Below are 18,390 nucleotides of genomic sequence, written 5' to 3'. Positions count from 1 at the left end.
GGTGCCGGTCGGCCACGCCGGCCGGCAGGTTCAAAAGACCGTCAAAGATTGGGCGCCAGCAGGCGCTCGAGCTCGGCTTCGCTTTGCTTGCGCCGCGCGGCCTGGTCCTGCAGCTGGTCGTGCCCGATCTTGCCGACGTTGAAGTACGTCGCATCGGGGTGACTCAGGTAGAAACCGCTCACGCTGGCGGCGGGCATCATAGCGAGGCTTTCCGTCAGGGTCATGCCAATGTCCGCGCAGTTCAAAAGGTCGAACATCGGGCCCTTCACGCTGTGGTCGGGGCAGGCCGGGTAGCCCGGCGCGGGACGGATGCCGCGGTACTTCTCCGCAATCATCTCCTCGTTGCTCAGGCCCTCGTCGGCCGCGTAGCCCCACAGGTCGGTGCGCGCGCGGTGGTGCAGCGACTCGGCGAAGGCCTCGGCCAGCCGGTCGGCCAGGGCCTTGAGCATGATGGCCGAGTAGTCGTCCAGGTCGTCGATGAAGTACTTCTCCTTCTTCTCGACGCCCAGGCCGGCAGTGACCGCGAACACGCCCACGTAGTCCTTCAGGCCGCTCGCCTTGGGCGCGACGAAGTCGGCCAGGCACCGGCTCGGGCGCATCACGCCGTCGATGGCCTGCTTCTCGGTCTGCTGGCGCATGCCGTACCAGGTGAGCGCGACTTCGCTGCGCGTCTCGTCGGTGTAGATCTCGATGTCGTCGTCGTTCACCGTGTTGGCCGGCCAAAAGCCGACGATGCCGGCCGCGCTGAGCCAGCGGCCCTCGATCAGGCGCTTGAGCATGCGCTGGCCGTCGGCGTACACGCGCACGGCCTCGGTGCCGACCACCTCGTCCTTCAGGATGGCGGGGAACGGGCCGGCCAGGTCCCAGGTCTGGAAGAACGGGCCCCAGTCGATGTACTTGGCGAGCTCGGTCAGGTCGTAGTTCTTGAACACGCGCCGCCCGATGAACTTGGGAACCGGCGGCGTGTAGTTCGACCAGTCGATGGGCGTCTTGTTGGCGCGCACCTTGGCCAGCGGCCACATCGGCACCTGCTTCTTGTTGGCGTGCTGGGTGCGCACCTTGTCGTAGTCGGCGTTGATCTCGGCGATGTACGCCGCGGCCTGGTCGGAGAGCAGGCTCTGCGCCACGCTCACGCTGCGCGAGGCATCGGGCACGTAGACCACCGGGCCTTCGTAGTGCGGCGCGATCTTCACGGCCGTGTGCACCCGGCTGGTGGTGGCGCCGCCGATCATGAGCGGAATCTTCTTGATGCGGAAATGGTCGTCGCGCTGCATCTCGCCGGCCACGAACTGCATTTCTTCGAGGCTGGGCGTGATCAGGCCCGACAGGCCCACGATGTCCGCGCCCTCGACCTTGGCACGCGCCAGGATCTCGTGGCACGGGACCATCACGCCCATGTTCACCACCTCGAAGTTGTTGCACTGGAGCACGACGGTGACGATGTTCTTGCCGATGTCGTGCACGTCGCCCTTGACGGTGGCGATGATGATCTTGCCCTTGGTGCGCACGTCGCGGCCCGCCGCTTCGTCGCGCAGCTTTTCTTCCTCGATGTAGGGCAGCAGGTGGGCCACGGCCGACTTCATGACGCGCGCCGACTTCACCACCTGCGGCAGGAACATCTTGCCGGCGCCGAACAGGTCGCCCACGATGTTCATGCCGTCCATCAGCGGCCCTTCGATCACGTGCAGCGGACGGCCGCCCTTGGCCAAAATCTGCTGGTAGGCCTCTTCGGTGTCTTGCACGATGAAGTCGGTGATGCCGTGCACCATGGCGTGCGACAGGCGCTGGTTGACGTGCACGAAGTTCTCGGGCGTGCCGCGCCATTCGAGGCGCTTGCTTTCGTCCTTGGCGCCGCTCTTGGCGGTTTCGGCAACTTCGACGAGGCGCTCTCCGGCATCGGGGCGGCGGTTGAGCACCACGTCTTCCACGCGCTCGCGCAGCGTGGGTTCCAGGTCGTCGTACACGCCGACCATGCCGGCATTGACGATGCCCATGTCCATGCCCGCCTGGATGGCGTGGTACAGGAACACGGTGTGGATGGCCTCGCGCATCGGGTCGTTGCCGCGGAAGCTGAAGCTCACGTTGCTCACGCCGCCCGACACCTTGGCGCCCGGCAGGTTCTGCTTGATCCAGCGCACCGCGTTGATGAAGTCGACCGCGTAGTTGTCGTGCTCCTCGATGCCGGTGGCAATGGCGAAGATGTTGGGGTCGAAGATGATGTCTTCCGGCGGAAAGCCCACCTCGTCGACCAGGATGCGGTAGGCCCGCTCGCAGATCTCGACCTTGCGCGCGTAGGTGTCGGCCTGGCCCTTCTCGTCGAAGGCCATGACCACCGCGGCGGCGCCGTAGCGGCGCACCAGCTTGGCCTCGTGCTTGAACTTGTCCACGCCCTCCTTCATGGAGATGGAGTTGACGATGCCCTTGCCCTGGATGCAGCGCAGGCCCGCCTCGATGACGTCCCACTTGGAGCTGTCGACCATCACCGGCACGCGCGCGATGTCGGGCTCGCTGGCAATCAGGTTCAGGAAGCGAACCATCGCGGCCTTGCTGTCGAGCATGGCCTCGTCCATGTTGATGTCGATGACCTGGGCGCCGTTCTCGACCTGCTGGCGCGCGACAGCCAGGGCCTCTTCGAACTGGCCGTTCAGGATCATCCGCGCGAAGGCCTTGGAGCCGGTGACGTTGGTGCGCTCGCCGATGTTGACGAACAGCGTGCCCTGGCCGATGGCGACCGGCTCGAGGCCGGACAGCTTCATGGGCGGGGGCGCCAGGGGCGCGGAATCGGGGGTAGCTGGAGCGGAAATCTGGGACATGGCCTCACCTGCGGAAGAGTCGAACAGGCGAGCGTCGTTGTCGCCCCAAGCCTGACGGTCGGCCTGCGAGGCCCACCGCTGCAACGCTCCTTGGGAAGGGGCGCATTTTAGGGCGATTCGAATCGGGCCGGGGAAAACCCCAGTTTCAATATTCGCGCACGCACACAGAATCCGGCCGATCGTTTTCGAACGGTCGTTCTTTTTTGTAAAGCAACGCAAAGGGAGAGAGCCAAAATGGCCAGAAACAACCATGCATCGCTGCGACCTGCAGCCAACCCCGTGCACGCCATCGCCATCTGCTGCGGCCTTGCCGCCGCGGCGGCAACGACGCTCACGGCCCACGCGGCGTCCGATGAAGCCAAGACCAGGTACCCGATCGTGCTGGTCCACGGCCTGCTCGGCTTCGACAACGTGCTGGGCATCGACTACTTCTACGACATTCCACGCACGCTGCAGGAGGCCGGCGCCAAGGTGCAGGCCTCGGTGCTGTCGGGCGCCAACACCTCGGAGGTGCGCGGCGAGCAGTTGCTGTATCAACTGAAGCTGCTGCGCCTGTTGTCGAGGAACCCGGCGCAGAAGTTCAACCTGATCGGGCATTCGCAAGGCGCGCCCACGGCGCGCTACGTCGCCGCCGTGGCGCCGGACCTCGTCGCGTCGGTCACGTCGGTGAGCGGCGTGAACGGCGGATCGAAGGTCGCGGACGCACTGGCCCGGCTGCGCGAAGGCGGGCTGTTCCAACGGATCGCGCTGAACGTGGTCAACCACTGGAACCGGGCGATAGGCATCCTGTCGGGCAGGAACCCGAACGACTTTCCGGAAGCGCCGCTGAACGCCCTGGCGTCGCTGACCACGGCCGGCGGCGCGGCCTTCGACAGAAAGTACCCGCAGGGGCGGCCGCCCGCGGGCTCGTCCTGCGACGTGACCAGCGGCGCGGCATCGGTCAACGGCGTGCGCTACTACTCGTGGGCCGGCGCGTCGACCGGCTTCAACGTGTTCGACCTGAGCGACCTCCCGCTGCAGGCCGTCGGCAACCTGGTCTTCCTGAGCGAGCCCAACGACGGCATGCTCGCCACCTGCACCACGCGGCTGGGCACGCACCTGGGCGACTATCGCCAGAACCACCTGGACGCGATCAACCAGGTGCTGGGCAATACCTATGGCAGCAGGTTTCCGTCTTTTGAGAAGAAGGTGCCGCAGCTGTTCAAGGACCATGCGATGCGGCTGAAAAGCGCCGGGCTCTGAGGACCCTCGCATGCACAAGCGCTGGATATTCACGAGCGCGGGCTGCGCGGGGCTGATCGCCTTCGGCTGCTGGTGGGCGACGGGCCCCGAGGCGGTCGAGGCATCCCCGGGCGGCATCGAAACCGCGCAGGGCGTGGGAACCTCGGCGGTGCCCGAGACCGTCGCGCCCGCCGCGCCGGATGCGCTGTTGACCAGCGCGCTGATTTCAGTCTTCGACCAGGTCCTTTTCGAAGCGCAGGCCCCCGACAAGGCCGCGTTGATGGCCAAGGCCCCCGCACTGCTGGCCAAGTACCTGCGCGAAGACTGGCGCGTGCGCGCCCTGGGCCTGCTGGAGCGCTACGTGGACATGCAGGAGGCCCTGCAAGCCACGCCGCCGCCGCAACCGGGCGACCCGGCGTACCTGCGACGCACCCTGCGGGCCCAGGACGCGCTGCGCCGCCGGTATTTCAGGCCCGAGGAAATCGAAGGCCTGTTCGGCGAGCAGATGCGCCAGGACAACTTCATGGTCGACAAGATGGAGGCGCTGGCCAACCCCGCCCTCACGCCCGGGCAGCGCGCCACCGCGATTGCGCAGAGCGAACAGGCCTGGCTGTCGACGGAGCAACGCGAGGCGCGCAAGGAGGCCGTGGTCCACGTCGGCGTGATGGCGCAGACCGAGGCGCTCGACGCACGCGGCGCCAGCCCCCAGGAGCGCTTTGCCGTGCGCAGCGAGGCCTATGGCCACGAGGTGGCGCGCGGGCTGGCTGCGCTCGACCAGGAAAATCAGGAATGGAACGCCCGCCTGGAACGCTATGCAGGCGCGTCCGAGGCCGAGCAGGCTCAGCTGGGCGCGACGCTGTTCACCGACACCGAGCGCCTGCGCCTGAGCGGAGCCCTGGCCATGCGCGCTGCCGGGCAGCGAAAGCCGGTCGACGATAGCAGCTAAGTAAGCGCAGGCTTACGCTGGTTGCGCCTCGCCCATGGCCGAGGCCGGCAGGCCGAACACCCGGTCGAAAGCCCAGTTGAAGACGAAGGTATAGACCAGGAAGAACACCACCAGGCCCAGGTCCATCACCAGCGCCTGCCAGAGCGACACGCCCAGGCCCCAGGCGAACATCGGCACCAGGAAGGCGATCAGCCCGCCCTCGAAGCCGATGGCATGGGCAATGCGGCGGCGCACACTGCGCCCCCGCACGGCCTGGCGCGACTCCCAGCGCTCGAACAGCGCGTTGAACACCAGGTTCCAGATCACCGCGATGACCGAGGCGCCCACCGCCAACATGCCCGAATGGCCGAGGCCGGCGTCCGTCATCAGGGCCAGCCCCGCGCTGGCGGCGACGATGGCAATGCCCTCGTAAAGGCCGATGTAAACGATGCGACGTTGAATGCCCTGCATGACTTCTTCTCTTGATTCGTGACTGCGATGACTGGACTTTATGTGTCATTCACTGATATAAAAAGTTAACTTGTTTCAGTTTTACTGATAGGTCGACCGCCATGGCTTTCTCCAGCGACAACGTCGAGGTCTTCCTGGCCGTGATCGACCACGGCTCCTTTTCGGCGGCGGCGCGGGCGCTGCGCAAGGTGCCGTCGGCCGTGAGCATGGCCATCGCCAACCTGGAGGCCGAGCTCGACCTGCCGCTGTTCGACCGCAGCGGCCGCGAGCCCCAGCCCACCCCCGCCGCACGCTCCCTGGAGCCCCAGGCGCGGCTGCTGGCCTCGCAGCTCAAGCAGCTTCAGGTGCAGGCGCTGGCGCTGACCCAGGGGCTGGAAGACCGGCTCACGCTGGCCATCGCGCCCGAGCTGCTGGCCGCCCCCTGGAGCGGCCCGCTGGCCGAACTGGCGCGGGAGCACCCGCTGCTGCAGGTCGAGGTGCTGGCGGCGCCGCAGGCCGATGCGCTGGCGCTGCTGCACAGCGGCCGCGCGCAGCTGGCGCTGGTGTTCGAGCGCCCCAGCCTGGACGGCCGCGAAGGTTTTCAGGAGGTGGGCAGCGACCTGATGGTGGCGGTGATCGCGCCCGACCATCCCGTGCTCGCCACCAACGGCGGCCGGCTGCGCGAGGACCACCTGACCAACACCCGGCAGATCGTCGTGGCCGGGCGCGACCTGACCACCAGCGACCCGCGCTTCGTGTTCGCGCGCCACGTCTGGCGCACCGACAACGCGCTGGCCGCGCTGAGCCTGATCACCGCCGGGCTGGGCTGGGGCTGGCTGCAGCGCAACTTCGCCAAGCCGCATGTGGCGGCCGGCGCGCTGATCGAGATTCCGTTCGAGAACCTGAGCAACGGGCTGGACCTGTGGGTCGACGTGGTGTGGTCGCGCGAGCGTCCGCTCGGGCTGGGCGCGCAGCGCTTCGTGGCGCTCATTGCGCGCAACCGCCAGGCGGCGGGGGAGTGCGGCGTCAAGGCCGGCGGGCTCTAGCGGCCGGGTGCGTCACCGGCCGTGGCCCCCGCCCGGCAGGCTCGCCCCGTCACCCTGTGGAGCCCATCGGCGACACGAAGTGCGCGCAGCCTGAGGCCAAGCCAGAGTCGCCAGAGTCGCTAAATTCAGGCCGCTTCGCGGTAGAAGCCGTTGCTGCCGCCCAGCGCGCGGCCCGCCACAGGCGCCACCGCCCTGCCAATGGCCGCGATGTGGTCGGGCGTGGTGCCGCAGCAGCCGCCCACGATGTTCACCAGCCCCGCGGCCGCGAACTCGTGCAGCAGGCGCGAGGTGACGTCGGGCGTCTCGTCGAAGCCGGTGTCGCTCATGGGGTTGGGCAAGCCCGCGTTCGGGTAGCAGCTGATGAAGGTGTCGCCCGCCACGCGCGCCAGTTCCTGGATGTACGGGCGCATCAGCGCGGCGCCCAGCGCGCAGTTCAGGCCGATGGCCAGCGGCTGCGCATGGCGCACGCTGTGCCAGAAGGCGGTGACGGTCTGCCCGCTCAGGATGCGGCCAGAGGCGTCGGTCACGGTGCCGCTGATGATCAGCGGCAGGCGCTGCCCGCTGTTGTCGAAATACTCGTCCACCGCGAACAGCGCGGCCTTGGCATTGAGCGTGTCGAAGATGGTCTCGACCAGGATCACGTCGGCGCCGCCCTCGACCAGCGCTTCGGTCTGCTCGTAGTAGGCCGCGCGCAGCGACTCGAAATCGACGTTGCGTGCGCCCGGGTCGTTCACGTCGGGGCTGATGCTCGCGGTCTTGGGCGTCGGGCCGAGGGCGCCGGCCACGAAGCGCGGCTTGTCGGGCGTGCTGAACTTGTCGCAGGCCGCGCGCGCGAGCTTGGCCGATTCGAGGTTCATCTCGCGCGCCAGGTGCGCCATCTTGTAGTCCTCCTGCGCGATGGTGGTCGCGCCGAAGGTGTTGGTCTCGATCAGGTCGGCGCCGGCGGCCAGGTAGGCCTCGTGGATGTCGCGAATCACGTCGGGGCGCGTGAGCGAGAGCAGCTCGTTGTTGCCCTTCACGTCGCGCTCGAAGTCCTTGAAGCGCTCGCCGCGGTACTGCGCTTCGGTGAGCTTGAAGCGCTGGATCATCGTGCCCATGGCCCCGTCGAGGATGGCGATGCGCTTTTCGAGGATGCCGGCAAGTGCCTGGCCGCGGGTGTAAACGATGGACTTCATAGCCCCCGATTGTAGAAACCGCAGGCCGGCCCCGGCGCCCGCCGGCCCTTTGTCACTTCTTCGGGCGCGCCTCCACGAAGGCCAGCACCGCCTCCAGCATCGAGCGCACGTGCGGCTTCACGCCCGCGGCCACCTCGGGCAGGTAGTCGAACGGCAGCGCTTCCTGCATGTAGCTCGACTGCGTCATCTCCAGCTGCACCGCATGAACGTTGCGCGCCGGGTTGCCGTACTGGCGGGTGATGTAGCCGCCGGTGAAGCGGCCGTTGAGCACGCCGGTGTAGCCGGTGGCGCGCTCGGCGATGCCGAGCAGCGTCTTCGCCAGCGCCGGGTCGCAGCTGGTGCCCTTGCCGGTGCCCAGGTTCAGGTCGGGCAGCTTGCCGTCGAAGAAGCGCGGCAGCACCGAGCGGATCGAGTGGGCGTCCCACAGCGCGGCCACGCCATGCTGCGCGCGAATGCGCGAGAGCTCTTCGGCCAGCTTCGCGTGGTACGGGTGCCAGATGGCATCGCGGCGCTGCTCGATTTCTTCGTCGCCCGGCACGTCGGCGGCGTTCGCATAGACGGGGGTGTCGTCGAAGGTGTCGACCGGGCACAGGCCGGTGACGCTCTGGCCCGGGTACAGGCTGGCGCCGTCCGGCGGACGGTTCAAGTCGACCACGTAGCGCGAGTGCGTGGCCACGAGCACCGAGGCGCCGAGCGCGTCGGCGAAGTCGTAGAGCTGCTCGAGGTGCCAGTCAGTGTCGGGCACGTGGCGCGCCTCGTCGGTGAAGCGCGAGGCCAGCGCGGGCGGCACGTGGGTGCCGACGTGCGGCATCGAGATGAGCAGCGGCCGCGTGCCCTGGCGCAAGCGGAATGGCGGTTCGGTGGTGGTGAAGGCCAAGGTGGGCATGGTGGGGTCGATCAATCGTTGAGTAGTTGGGTGCGCGCGGCCACGAAGGCGGCCGCGGCCTCGCCGTGCAGCGCATGGCGGCCGGCCGACACGCGCGCGCGGCCCGCCACCCAGACGGCGTCGATGGCCGAGGTGCGGTGGCTCGCGAAGACGTGGGCCGAGAGCATATCGGGCGCGCCCAGGCCTTGCAGCGCGAGGTGCGATGCGTCGAGCACGACGAAGTCGGCCTGCTGGCCCACGGCCAGGCCCGCCGAACCCGGTGCAGCGCGGCCCGACGCCTGCGCGCCGCCCTGCACCGCGGCCAGCGTGAACGCGGTCGCGACATGCGGCTGCGCGGCGGTCGCGCCCACGTTGCGCTGTCGCCTGGCAAGCCGCTGGCTGTACTCGAGCATCAGCAGTTCTTCCGCCGCGTTCACGCTGGCGTGGCTGTCAGAGCCCACGCCCCAGGCGCCGCCGTGGCCGCGCCACTTGGCGAAGTCGAAGATGCCGTCGCCCAGGTTGGCCTCGGTCGTCGGGCACAGGCCCGCGACAGCGCCGCTCTGCGCGGCGTACTCGTACTCGGCGTCGTTCATGTGCGTGGCATGCACCAGGCACCAGCGCGCATCGACGCTCGCGTGGTCCAGCAGCCACTCGACCGGGCGCAGGCCGCTCCAGGCCACGCAGTCGTCCACCTCCTTGGTCTGCTCGGCGATGTGGATGTGGATGGGCGCGGTGCGGTCGATGGCTTCGAGCCCCGCGATGGCCTCGCGCAGCCCTTCGGGCGGCACGGCGCGCAGCGAGTGCGGCGCCAGGCCCAGGCGTGCGCCCTGCGCGTCGCACACGGGCTTGAGCGCCTCGAGCAGCCGCAGCATCGCGTCGGTGGAGCGGATGAAGCGGCGCTGCCCGTCGGTGGGCGGCATGTCGCCGAAGCCGCCGGTCTGGTAGAGCACCGGCAGCAGCGTGAAGCCGATGCCGGCCTTCTTCGCGGCGCGCAGCAAGGCGAGGCTCAGCGTCGCGTCGTCGGCATACGGGCGGCCGTCCACGTCGTGGTGCACGTACTGGAACTCGCACACGCTGGTGTAGCCGGCCTCGAGCATCTCGGCGTAGAGCCAGGTGGCGATGGCCTCCATGTGCTGCGGGCCGAGGCGCGCGGCAAAGCGGTACATCAGCGTGCGCCAGCTCCAGAAGCTGTCGTGCTCCCCGGCGCGGTGCTCGGTGAGACCGGCGAAGGCGCGCTGGAAGGCGTGCGAATGCAGGTTGGGCATGCCGGGGATCAGCGGGCCCTTGACGGTGGGTGTGTCGCTGGGGCGCTGTGCGCCAGCCTGCACCTGCGTGAACTGGCCCGCGTCGTTCCACGCCAGCAGCACGTTCTTCGCCCAGCCCTCGGGCAGCAGTGCATCGGCTGCGAAAAGCGTGTGTGTCATGCCTGCGCTCCGATGGCGATGCGGCCCTGGCGCACCACGGTGCGCACGGGCTGCTGGCCGAACCAGTAGGCGAGCTCGGCCGCTTCGCGCACGTTCCACAGCACGAAGTTGGCGGGCATGCCGGGTGCGATGGCGCCGTGCGTGGCCTGCAGGCCCAGCGCGCGCGCGGCATGCACGGTGACGCCGGCCAGCGCCTCGGGCACGGTGAGGCGGAAAAGTGTGCAGGCCATGTTCACCATCAGCAGAAGACTCAGTGCCGGCGACGTGCCGGGGTTGTGGTCGGTGGACACCGCCATCGGCACGCCCGCGGCGCGCAGCGCATCGATGGGCGGCAGGTGGGTGTCGCGCAGCGTGTAGTACGCGCCGGGCAGCAATACGGCCACGGTGCCCGAGCGGCGCATCGCCTCGATGCCGTCGGCCGACAGGTGCTCGACGTGGTCGCACGACAGCGCACCGTAGCGCGCGGCCAGCGCGGCGCCGCCCATGTCCGACAGCTGCTCGGCATGCAGCTTCACCGGCAGGCCCAGCGCCTGCGCGGCTTGGAAGACCTGCTCGGTTTCTTCGAGCGAGAAGGCGATGCGTTCGCAGAACACGTCGACCGCGTCGACCAGGCCTTCGGCCGCGAGCGCGGGCAGCATCTCGTTGCAGACGAGGTCGACGTAGTCACTGCTGCGACCGGCGTACTCGGGCGGCAATGCGTGCGCGCCGAGGAAGGTGGTGCGTACCGTCACGCCATAGGCCTCGCCCAGGCGACGCGCCACGCGCAGCTGCTTGCGTTCGTGTTCGAGCGACAGCCCGTAACCCGACTTGATCTCGATGGCGCACACGCCGTCGGCCAGCAGTTGCTCCAGCCGCGCCGCGGCCTGCGCGAGCAGCGTGTCCTCGTCGGCCTCGCGCGTGGCGCGCACCGACGACACGATGCCGCCGCCGGCCTGTGCCACTTCTTCATACGTCGCACCCGCGAGCCGCATCGCGAATTCGTTGGCGCGCTGGCCGCCGTAGACCAGGTGCGTGTGGCAGTCGACCAGGCCCGGCGTGGCGAGCGCACCGCCGCCGTCGTGCGGTGCGAGGCCCGCGAACTCGGCGGGCAGTGCGCTGCGTGCGCCGACCCAGCGGACGGTGCCCTGCACCACCGCGATGGCGGCGTCTTCGTTCGGTTCGGACGCGAGCCGCAGGCCGGTCCAGAGGCCGTCGGCCGAGGGAAAGTTGTGGGCGGGGTTCATCGTCTCTCGGGTCGTCGTTGTCCGGGGTCAGGCCGGAAGGATGCGCACGGCCATCAATCGCGCGCCCGGGCCGTCCGGCAGCGCCTGCCATGCCTGTGCGGCATCGGCCCAGCGCAGGCCCTCGCCTTCAAGGCATGGCTCGTCATCGAGGCGCCATGCGCCGCGCAGCGCCAGCAGCACGCCATGCGGCGCGGCCTCGATGGCCGAGGCGTTGGCCAGCACTCGCACGTCCGCGCGCCACTGTCCGCGCCGCGTCATCACGTTGAAATCGTTCGACGCACCGCCTAGCAGCGTGCAGTCGATGGCCTCGTCGCCGCTGAAGGCGAAGGGTCGGTGGGGCGCGTCGAGCCGGTGGTCGATGCGCGCATCGTGCGTGAAGAGGCGCACGCCGTCGCCTTCGAGCAGCGTGATGACGCGGTCGATGCCCGCGAACACCGAGAACGGCCCGGCCGCCGCGATGGTGGCGATGCTCACGCGCCAGCCGAAGCTGTCGAGCGCCGCGCCCTGCGGCCAGCTGGCGATTTCCTGCGTGGTGCCGCCGCCGTTTTTCCAGGGCGTGACCGGCAGGGTCGCGCGTGAGAAATGCTGCACGCTGGTCATGACCGCCCCTCTTGCCCCGTCCCCTTCCGGGGGAAGGCCGGGATGGGGGCAGCGCCCAACGAGCGCCCTGCTCGGGTCAAGGCCGTCGTGCCCCCACCCCTGCCCTCCCCCAGCGGGGGAGGGAGCCATGCAAATACCAATACCGCCGCACTGCTCATCGCATCAACCCGCCCTGGCGCAGCTTCTGCTCGAAGTGCCGCAAGACCAGCGTCATCGTTCCCGTCAACACGAAGTACACGACCGCGATCGCCAGGTACACCTCCAGCGACCGGTACGACACGCTGATGATCTTCTGCCCCTCGTGCATCACGTCGTGAATGGTCAGCAGCGACACCAGCGCCGAGTTCTTGATGAGCGCGATGAACTCGTTGCCCAGCGGCGGAATCATGCGCACCACCGCCTGCGGCAGCACGATCTGGCGCATCGCCACGCCGGGCGTCATGCCCAGCGATTGCGCGGCCATGGTCTGGCCCTTGTCGATCGACTGGATTGCGCCGCGCACGATCTCCGACACGTACGCGCCCGAATACACGCCGAGCCCCAGCACGCCGCACAGAAAAGCCGGCAGCAGGATGCCGAAGTGCGGCAGCCCGAAGAACAGGATGAAAAGCTGCACCAGCAGCGGCGTGCCGCGAATGACCGCCACGTACGCGGTGCACACGCTGTAGATCCAGCGCCGCTTCGGGTTGAGCCGACCAATGCCGACCACCAGGCCCAGCATGCAGCCGAGCGCCAGCGCGCAGGCGGTGATCTCCACCGTGACCAGCGCGCCGCGCAGCAGGTCGGGCCAGCCTTGCCAGACGGGCGAGAAATCGAGATCCATGGTGCTGCTTCGCGCTTACTTGCTGTTGGCGCTGAACCACTTCTTCACGATCTGGTCGTAGGTGCCGTCGGCCTTCAGCTTCTCGATGGCACCGTTCACCGCCTTGGTGAGTTCGGGCGTGTCCTTGCGGATGGCCATGCCGTATTCCTCGGTGGTGATCTGCTCGGGCAACACCTTCAGGCCGCCGCGCGTGCGCACGTACTGGTAGGCGGCAGGCTTGCCGGTGACGGCGGCGTCGGCGCGGCCGATGTCGACCAGGCTGAACATTTCCTGGTTCTTCTCGACTTCCATCAGCTGCACCTGCGGGTACTTCTCCTTGGTGAACGAGACCGACTTGGTGCCCACCTGCACGCTGACCTTCTTGCCGTTGATGTCGGCCGGCGTCTTGATGGCGGTGTTGCCTTCTTTCACCATCACGACCAGGCCGCCCGCGTAGTAGGGCACGGTGAAGTCGACGACCTTCTTGCGCTCGTCGGTGATGTAGATGCCCGACACGGCCATGTCGAAGCGCTTGGAGATCAGCCCCGGCACCAGGCCCTTGAAGTCGATGTCGATCCACTCGATCTTGCGGCCCATCGTCTTGCCGATGGCTTCGACCAGCTCCACGTCGAAGCCGGTGCGCTTGCCGTTCTCCACGAACTCCATGGGCGGGAAGGTGGCGTCGGTGGCCACGCGCAGCGGCTCGCCCTGGGCGTGGGCGCCGGCGGCAAGGCCGAAAAGGCCGGCGAAGGCAAGGCTGGAAAGTGCGGCGGCGACGAGGGTGCGGCGGGTGTTCATGGTGGCAAGGCTTCCGTGGGAATGAGAAAGAAATGAAAAGCAGCGCGCAACTACTGCAGGGCGCGGGAAATGCGGGCCGCCGTGACGACGGTCATGTGGCGCAATGCAGCTTCCATGCCCTCGACGCGCGTGAGCGGCGCCATGAGCGTGATCGCGCCGCGCAGGCGGCGCCCCGTGGCGAGCACCGGGGCGCTCGCGCCCCAGACGCCGGCGTCGACCTCGCCGTGCGTCACGGCATGGCCGGCGTCGCGGATGGCGTCGAGTTCGGCGGCGCGCGCGGCGCGGCGTTCGGGCGTTTCGTCCAGGCCTTCGAGCAGGGCATCGCGCTGGTCGGGCGGCAGGTGCGCCAGCAGGCACTTGGCGCTGGCGCCGTCGCGCGCGGGCACGCTGCGGCCGCGGTCGAAGGAGCAGCGCAGCGACTGCTCGCTGTCGATCATCTCCAGGCACACGACGCGGTCGTTCACCACCGTGACCAGGGCCACGCTCTCGTGCGTCTGCTGGGCCAGCGCGCGCATGTCGGCGCGCGCGGCCATCACCAGGTCGGAGTTGCCGTCGAAGCCGCTGGCCAGCTGCACGCTCACCGGGCCCGGCGAGTAGCGCCCGTCGGACTCCATCACGAAGCCCCAGCGCCGCAGCGTGCCGATCTGCCGGTACAGCGTGCTCTGCGACAGGCCGGTGGCCAGCACCAGCTCGGCCGCCGTCATCGCCGACTTGCTCTGCGCCAGCACCGACAGCACGAAGAGCGCGCGGTCGTTGGCGGGAGTGTCGCTGGTGAGGGTCATGGCGGGCGGTCGCGAACGGAAGTGAAACCGGCTTGCAGTATCTTGCTCGCCGTTCTCAGTTCCAAGCCCCTATTCCCAACGAGTGGGAATGGCCGCGAATTTTCTTTCTACCGTCGTTTCAGGCCTGTTGCCACTCGCTGTCACTTCACCATCGGCAGCTTCAGCCCCTTGGCCTTGGCCGTGGCCACCGCAATGTCGTAGCCCGCGTCCGCGTGGCGCATCACGCCCGTGGCCGGGTCGTTCCACAGCACGCGCTCGATGCGCCTGGCCGCCGCGTCGGTGCCGTCCGCCACGATCACCACGCCCGAGTGCTGCGAGTAGCCCATGCCCACGCCGCCGCCGTGGTGCAGGCTGACCCAGGTGGCGCCGCCCGCGGTGTTGAGCAGCGCGTTGAGCAGCGGCCAGTCGCTCACCGCATCGGTGCCGTCTTTCATGGCTTCGGTCTCGCGGTTGGGGCTCGCAACCGAGCCGGTGTCCAGGTGGTCGCGGCCGATGACGATGGGCGCCTTCAGCTCGCCGTTCTTCACCATCTCGTTGAAGGCCAGCCCGGCGATGTGGCGCTCGCCCAGGCCCAGCCAGCAGATGCGCGCCGGCAGGCCCTGGAAGGCGATGCGCTCGCGCGCCATGTCGAGCCAGCGGTGGGTGTGGGTGTTCTCGGGGAACAGCTCCTTGATCTTGGCGTCGGTCTTGTAGATGTCTTCGGGGTCGCCCGAAAGCGCGACCCAGCGGAACGGGCCCTTGCCTTCGCAGAACAGCGGACGGATGTAGGCGGGCACGAAGCCGGGGAAGTCGAACGCGCGCTGAACGCCTTCGTCGAACGCGACCTGGCGGATGTTGTTGCCGTAGTCGACCGTGGGAATGCCCATGGCCTGGAAGTCGAGCATGGCCTGCACGTGCACGGCGCACGACCGGGCGGCTGCCTTCGTGAGCGCCTCGTGCTGCGCCGGGTCTTTCATGGCGGCCTGCCATTGCGCGACGCTCCAGCCCGAAGGCAGGTAGCCGTTGATCAGGTCGTGCGCGGAGGTCTGGTCGGTGACCAGGTCCGGTTTGTGCGCCCCGGCCTTCGCGCGCTTCACGAGTTCCGGAAAGATGTCGGCCGCGTTGCCCAGCAGCGCGATCGATACGGCTTCCTTCGCGCCGGTGTGCTGCTTGATGAGCTCGAACGCATGGTCGATGTCGCGCGCCTGCTTGTCGACGTAGCGGGTGCGCAGGCGAAAATCGATGCTCGACTGCTGGCACTCGATGTTGAGCGACACCGCGCCCGCCAGCGTGGCCGCCAGCGGCTGCGCGCCGCCCATGCCGCCCAGGCCGGCCGTGAGGATCCACTTGCCCGCCCAGCTGTTGTCGTAGTGCTGGCGGCCGGCTTCGACGAAGGTCTCGAAGGTGCCCTGCACGATGCCCTGGCTGCCGATGTAGATCCAGCTGCCGGCCGTCATCTGGCCGTACATGAACAGGCCCAGGCGGTCGAGCTCGTTGAAGTGCTCCCAGTTGGCCCACTTGGGCACGAGGTTCGAGTTGGCCAGCAACACGCGCGGCGCGTTCTCGTGCGTCTTGAACACGCCCACGGGCTTGCCCGACTGGATGAGCAGCGTCTCGTCGTCGTTCAGTTCCTTCAGCGACGCGAGGATCTGGTCGTAGCAGGCCCAGTCGCGCGCGGCACGGCCGATGCCGCCATACACCACCAGGTCTTGCGGCCGCTCGGCCACCTCGGCGTCGAGGTTGTTCTGCAGCATGCGGAACGGGGCTTCGGTGAGCCAGCTCTTGCAGTTGAGCTCGCTGCCGCGCGGGGCGCGGATCACGCGCGTCGGGTCGTGGCGCGGGTCGGTGGCAACAGGGTTGTTCAGAGCGAATTTCTCGGGAGCGTTCATGGCGTGGTTCTCCTAATCGGGTGGTGTTTTACGAGTGACTGGGCAGGATGTCGCGCAGCGCGGCCGGCATGGCAGCCTTCAGCGCCCACAGGCGCATGGCTTCGATGTCGGGCGCGAGGTAGCGGTCGCGTTCGAGAAAGGCGACCTTCTTGCGGATGGCGGTGAACTCGGCCTCGACCAGCGGCGAGCTCTTGAGCCCGCGTTTCAGTTCGATGCCTTGCGCAGCGGCCATGGCTTCGATGCCGACCACCACCGCCGTGTTGTTGACCATGTCGCCCAGGCGCCGCGCCGCGAAGGTCGCCATCGACACATGGTCTTCCTGGTTGGCCGACGTGGGCAGGCTGTCGACGCTGGCGGGGTGGGCGAGCGACTTGTTCTCCGACGCCAGTGCGGCAGCCGTCACCTGCGCGATCATGAAACCCGAGTTGAGGCCGCCGTCGCGCACCAGGAACGGGGGCAGGCCCGACAGGCCGGTGTCCAGCAGCAGCGCGATGCGGCGCTCGGCGATGGCGCCGACCTCGCTCACGGCCAGCGCGATGATGTCGGCCGCGAAGGCGACGGGCTCGGCGTGGAAGTTGCCACCGGAGATGACCTCGCCGGTGTCGCAGAACACCAGCGGGTTGTCGGAGGCGGCGTTGGCTTCGATCACCAGCACCCGCGCGGCGTGCGCGAGGTTGTCGAGGCAGGCGCCCATCACCTGCGGGATGCAGCGCACCGAATACGGGTCTTGCACCCGGCCGCAGTCGGCGTGCGAGGGCACGATCTCGCTGCCTTCGAGCAGGGTGCGCACGGCACCGGCCACTGCCACCTGGCCCAGCTGGCCGCGCGCCGCGTGGATGCGTGCGTCGAAGGGCTTGATCGAGCCCTGGATGGCTTCGAGCGACAGCGCACCCGACATCAGCGACGAGGCGAACACGTCTTCCGCGCCGAACAGGCCGTGGAGCGCGAGTGCGGTCGACACCTGCGTGCCGTTGAGCAGCGCCAGGCCTTCTTTCGGGCCGAGCACGAAGGGTTCGAGGCCGATGCTGCGCATGGCTTCGGCACCGCCGACGACCGCTCCGTCGGCCAGCGTCGCTTCGCCTTCGCCGATCAGCACGCAGGCCATGTGCGCGAGCGGCGCCAGGTCGCCCGAGGCACCCACCGAGCCCTTGCACGGAATGCTGGGCGTGACGCCGGCGTTGAACAGCGCCAGCAACGCGTCGACCAGCGCGGGCCGCACGCCCGAGTGCCCGCGCGCCAGGCTCACGGCCTTGGTCGCGAGAACCATGCGCACCACCGGCGCGGCCAGCGGCTCGCCGGTGCCCACGCTGTGCGACAGCACCAGGTTGCGCTGCAGCTCGGCCAAGTGGTCGTTGCCGATGCGCGTGCTCGCCAGCTTGCCGAAGCCGGTGTTGATGCCATAGACGACCTGGTCGTTCTCGACGATGTGGCGCACCGCAGCTTCGGCTTTCTTCATGCCGCCCTGCACCGACGGATCGAGCGCCAGCCGAACACCGCCGGCCTGGATGCGTCGCAGCATCGCCAGGTCGACCTGGCCGGGCTTCAGCGTGAGGGTCAGGGAGGCTTCGGAGGAGGTGGTGGGTGTGCTTGGCATGTGAACCTGTCTATACAAGTAGGGGCGAGAGAAAACGAAAGGTCGTCGTGGACAAAAAAATCAGCCGAAGGTGGCGTTGCCGTCGGCCTTGAAGCGGCTGCCCAGGCTGTAGCGCGAGGCCGGATGCAGGCAGCGCACCCAGGTCACGGGCGTGTTGCGGCTCCAGGTGCGGCGCGTGAGCAGCAGGCAGGGGGCGGTGGGTTCCATGGCGAGCCGCTCGGCCTGTTCGGCGGTGGGCAGCACGGCATCGACCACGTGTTCGATCTGGTCGAAGGGCACGTTGCGCACCAGGTACTCGCTGGGCGGCATGGCGGCGAAGTCCTGCTCGAGGTAGTCGGGCACGACCTGCGGATTGACGTAGCGCTCCTCGAGTTGCACCGGGGTGCCGTTCTCCAGGTGCAGGCACACGCTGTGGAACACCGACGCACCCGCGCGCAGGTCGAGCCAGGCGGCCACGTCCGGCGAGGCGGCGATGCGTTCGACTTCGATCATGTCGCAGCGGTAATCGTGTCCGCGCTGGCGGATTTCGCTGGCGATGTTGGCGATCTGCAGCAGCGTGGACTGCGGCTTGTTCTCGGCCACGAAACTGCCGACACCGGCCACGCGTGTGATGCGGCCCTGCTCCACCAGTTCGCGCAGCGCGCGGTTCACCGTCATGCGCGCCATGCCGAACTGGGCGACCAGTTCGTGCTCGGACGGCAGGCGGTGTCCGGGCGGCCACGTGCCGTCCTGGATCTTGCGGGAGATGTGGTCCTTGACTTGCGCATAGAGCGCCAGGGTCGGCAGGTCGCGTTTCATCGTGCT

General features: G+C 68.6%; 16 protein-coding genes and 1 riboswitch. Of the genes, 3 read left to right on the top strand and 13 right to left on the bottom strand.

What is annotated here, in order from left to right; genetic code table 11:
- Positions 1 to 41: 41 nt before the first annotated feature.
- On the bottom strand, positions 42 to 2,756 hold the full coding sequence (gene metH / locus ACSFA5_RS24255) for a methionine synthase (protein WP_435446604.1): 2,715 nt from the start codon (positions 2,754 to 2,756) through the stop codon (positions 42 to 44).
- Positions 2,757 to 2,835: 79 nt separating this feature from the next.
- A riboswitch (S-adenosyl-L-homocysteine riboswitch) is annotated at positions 2,836 to 2,911 on the bottom strand.
- Between the two features lie 136 nt (positions 2,912 to 3,047).
- Between metH and ACSFA5_RS24250 the strand changes: the two genes are divergently transcribed.
- Together ACSFA5_RS24250 and ACSFA5_RS24245 are read left to right on the top strand one after the other, a co-directional pair.
- Positions 3,048 to 4,055 (top strand): esterase/lipase family protein, encoded by a 1,008-nt coding sequence (locus tag ACSFA5_RS24250; protein ID WP_435446603.1) that lies wholly within the window; start codon positions 3,048 to 3,050, stop codon positions 4,053 to 4,055.
- 10 nt (positions 4,056 to 4,065) lie between these two features.
- A complete protein-coding gene (locus ACSFA5_RS24245) occupies positions 4,066 to 4,980 on the top strand; it encodes a lipase secretion chaperone (RefSeq protein WP_435446602.1) in 915 nt (304 codons plus the stop codon).
- Between the two features lie 12 nt (positions 4,981 to 4,992).
- Here the strand turns inward: ACSFA5_RS24245 and ACSFA5_RS24240 are convergent, their stop codons facing one another.
- A complete protein-coding gene (locus ACSFA5_RS24240; protein WP_435446601.1) occupies positions 4,993 to 5,430 on the bottom strand; it encodes a PACE efflux transporter in 438 nt (145 codons plus the stop codon).
- A gap of 101 nt (positions 5,431 to 5,531) precedes the next feature.
- Here ACSFA5_RS24240 and ACSFA5_RS24235 point away from each other — a divergent pair, with 101 nt between their 5' ends.
- Positions 5,532 to 6,455, top strand: a complete 924-nt coding sequence (locus tag ACSFA5_RS24235) for a LysR family transcriptional regulator (protein ID WP_435446600.1) — start codon at positions 5,532 to 5,534, stop codon at positions 6,453 to 6,455.
- Positions 6,456 to 6,580: 125 nt separating this feature from the next.
- On the opposite strand, the gene ACSFA5_RS24230 is transcribed toward ACSFA5_RS24235, so the two are convergent.
- From ACSFA5_RS24230 to hutC, 11 genes are all read right to left on the bottom strand, one after another.
- A complete protein-coding gene (locus ACSFA5_RS24230) occupies positions 6,581 to 7,630 on the bottom strand; it encodes a homocysteine S-methyltransferase family protein (protein WP_435446599.1) in 1,050 nt (349 codons plus the stop codon).
- Positions 7,631 to 7,682: 52 nt separating this feature from the next.
- Complete coding sequence (gene hutG / locus ACSFA5_RS24225) at positions 7,683 to 8,507, bottom strand: N-formylglutamate deformylase (protein ID WP_435447061.1); 825 nt, start codon at positions 8,505 to 8,507, stop codon at positions 7,683 to 7,685.
- A 20-nt stretch (positions 8,508 to 8,527) separates the two neighbouring features.
- Complete coding sequence (locus ACSFA5_RS24220; RefSeq protein WP_435446598.1) at positions 8,528 to 9,919, bottom strand: formimidoylglutamate deiminase; 1,392 nt, start codon at positions 9,917 to 9,919, stop codon at positions 8,528 to 8,530.
- Positions 9,916 to 11,142: an imidazolonepropionase gene (hutI, locus tag ACSFA5_RS24215; protein ID WP_435446597.1), complete on the bottom strand. Its 1,227-nt coding sequence runs from the start codon at positions 11,140 to 11,142 to the stop codon at positions 9,916 to 9,918. Before hutI ends, ACSFA5_RS24220 begins: the two co-directional genes overlap by 4 nt.
- A gap of 27 nt (positions 11,143 to 11,169) precedes the next feature.
- Complete coding sequence (locus tag ACSFA5_RS24210; protein ID WP_435446596.1) at positions 11,170 to 11,742, bottom strand: HutD/Ves family protein; 573 nt, start codon at positions 11,740 to 11,742, stop codon at positions 11,170 to 11,172.
- A 154-nt stretch (positions 11,743 to 11,896) separates the two neighbouring features.
- Positions 11,897 to 12,565: an amino acid ABC transporter permease gene (locus ACSFA5_RS24205; RefSeq protein WP_435446595.1), complete on the bottom strand. Its 669-nt coding sequence runs from the start codon at positions 12,563 to 12,565 to the stop codon at positions 11,897 to 11,899.
- Positions 12,566 to 12,580: 15 nt separating this feature from the next.
- The gene (locus tag ACSFA5_RS24200; protein ID WP_435446594.1) at positions 12,581 to 13,342 is read right to left on the bottom strand and encodes a transporter substrate-binding domain-containing protein; all 762 of its coding nucleotides are present in this window, start codon (positions 13,340 to 13,342) and stop codon (positions 12,581 to 12,583) included.
- 50 nt (positions 13,343 to 13,392) lie between these two features.
- On the bottom strand, positions 13,393 to 14,124 hold the full coding sequence (locus ACSFA5_RS24195) for an IclR family transcriptional regulator (protein ID WP_435446593.1): 732 nt from the start codon (positions 14,122 to 14,124) through the stop codon (positions 13,393 to 13,395).
- A 140-nt stretch (positions 14,125 to 14,264) separates the two neighbouring features.
- Complete coding sequence (hutU, locus tag ACSFA5_RS24190) at positions 14,265 to 15,992, bottom strand: urocanate hydratase (protein ID WP_435446592.1); 1,728 nt, start codon at positions 15,990 to 15,992, stop codon at positions 14,265 to 14,267.
- A gap of 28 nt (positions 15,993 to 16,020) precedes the next feature.
- Complete coding sequence (gene hutH / locus ACSFA5_RS24185; RefSeq protein ID WP_435446591.1) at positions 16,021 to 17,586, bottom strand: histidine ammonia-lyase; 1,566 nt, start codon at positions 17,584 to 17,586, stop codon at positions 16,021 to 16,023.
- Between the two features lie 60 nt (positions 17,587 to 17,646).
- Complete coding sequence (gene hutC, locus ACSFA5_RS24180) at positions 17,647 to 18,384, bottom strand: histidine utilization repressor (protein ID WP_435446590.1); 738 nt, start codon at positions 18,382 to 18,384, stop codon at positions 17,647 to 17,649.
- Positions 18,385 to 18,390 lie beyond the last annotated feature (6 nt).

The sequence above is a fragment of the Variovorax monticola genome, from assembly GCF_051216855.1.
Classification (GTDB): domain Bacteria; phylum Pseudomonadota; class Gammaproteobacteria; order Burkholderiales; family Burkholderiaceae_C; genus Variovorax.
This window is presented reverse-complemented; position numbering and strand designations above follow the sequence as displayed.

What these genes read in the sequence shown, in the direction of transcription:
- hutC (WP_435446590.1), bottom strand. Translation starts at nt 18,384, where the DNA reads ATGAAACGCGACCTGCCGACCCTGGCGCTCTATGCGCAAGTCAAGGAC.
- hutU (WP_435446592.1), bottom strand. Translation starts at nt 15,992, where the DNA reads ATGAACGCTCCCGAGAAATTCGCTCTGAACAACCCTGTTGCCACCGAC.
- ACSFA5_RS24245 (WP_435446602.1), top strand. Translation starts at nt 4,066, where the DNA reads ATGCACAAGCGCTGGATATTCACGAGCGCGGGCTGCGCGGGGCTGATC.
- hutI (WP_435446597.1), bottom strand. Translation starts at nt 11,142, where the DNA reads ATGAACCCCGCCCACAACTTTCCCTCGGCCGACGGCCTCTGGACCGGC.
- ACSFA5_RS24200 (WP_435446594.1), bottom strand. Translation starts at nt 13,342, where the DNA reads ATGAACACCCGCCGCACCCTCGTCGCCGCCGCACTTTCCAGCCTTGCC.
- ACSFA5_RS24235 (WP_435446600.1), top strand. Translation starts at nt 5,532, where the DNA reads ATGGCTTTCTCCAGCGACAACGTCGAGGTCTTCCTGGCCGTGATCGAC.
- metH (WP_435446604.1), bottom strand. Translation starts at nt 2,756, where the DNA reads ATGAAGCTGTCCGGCCTCGAGCCGGTCGCCATCGGCCAGGGCACGCTG.
- hutH (WP_435446591.1), bottom strand. Translation starts at nt 17,586, where the DNA reads ATGCCAAGCACACCCACCACCTCCTCCGAAGCCTCCCTGACCCTCACG.
- ACSFA5_RS24210 (WP_435446596.1), bottom strand. Translation starts at nt 11,742, where the DNA reads ATGACCAGCGTGCAGCATTTCTCACGCGCGACCCTGCCGGTCACGCCC.
- ACSFA5_RS24240 (WP_435446601.1), bottom strand. Translation starts at nt 5,430, where the DNA reads ATGCAGGGCATTCAACGTCGCATCGTTTACATCGGCCTTTACGAGGGC.
- ACSFA5_RS24195 (WP_435446593.1), bottom strand. Translation starts at nt 14,124, where the DNA reads ATGACCCTCACCAGCGACACTCCCGCCAACGACCGCGCGCTCTTCGTG.
- ACSFA5_RS24220 (WP_435446598.1), bottom strand. Translation starts at nt 9,919, where the DNA reads ATGACACACACGCTTTTCGCAGCCGATGCACTGCTGCCCGAGGGCTGG.
- ACSFA5_RS24205 (WP_435446595.1), bottom strand. Translation starts at nt 12,565, where the DNA reads ATGGATCTCGATTTCTCGCCCGTCTGGCAAGGCTGGCCCGACCTGCTG.
- ACSFA5_RS24230 (WP_435446599.1), bottom strand. Translation starts at nt 7,630, where the DNA reads ATGAAGTCCATCGTTTACACCCGCGGCCAGGCACTTGCCGGCATCCTC.
- ACSFA5_RS24250 (WP_435446603.1), top strand. Translation starts at nt 3,048, where the DNA reads ATGGCCAGAAACAACCATGCATCGCTGCGACCTGCAGCCAACCCCGTG.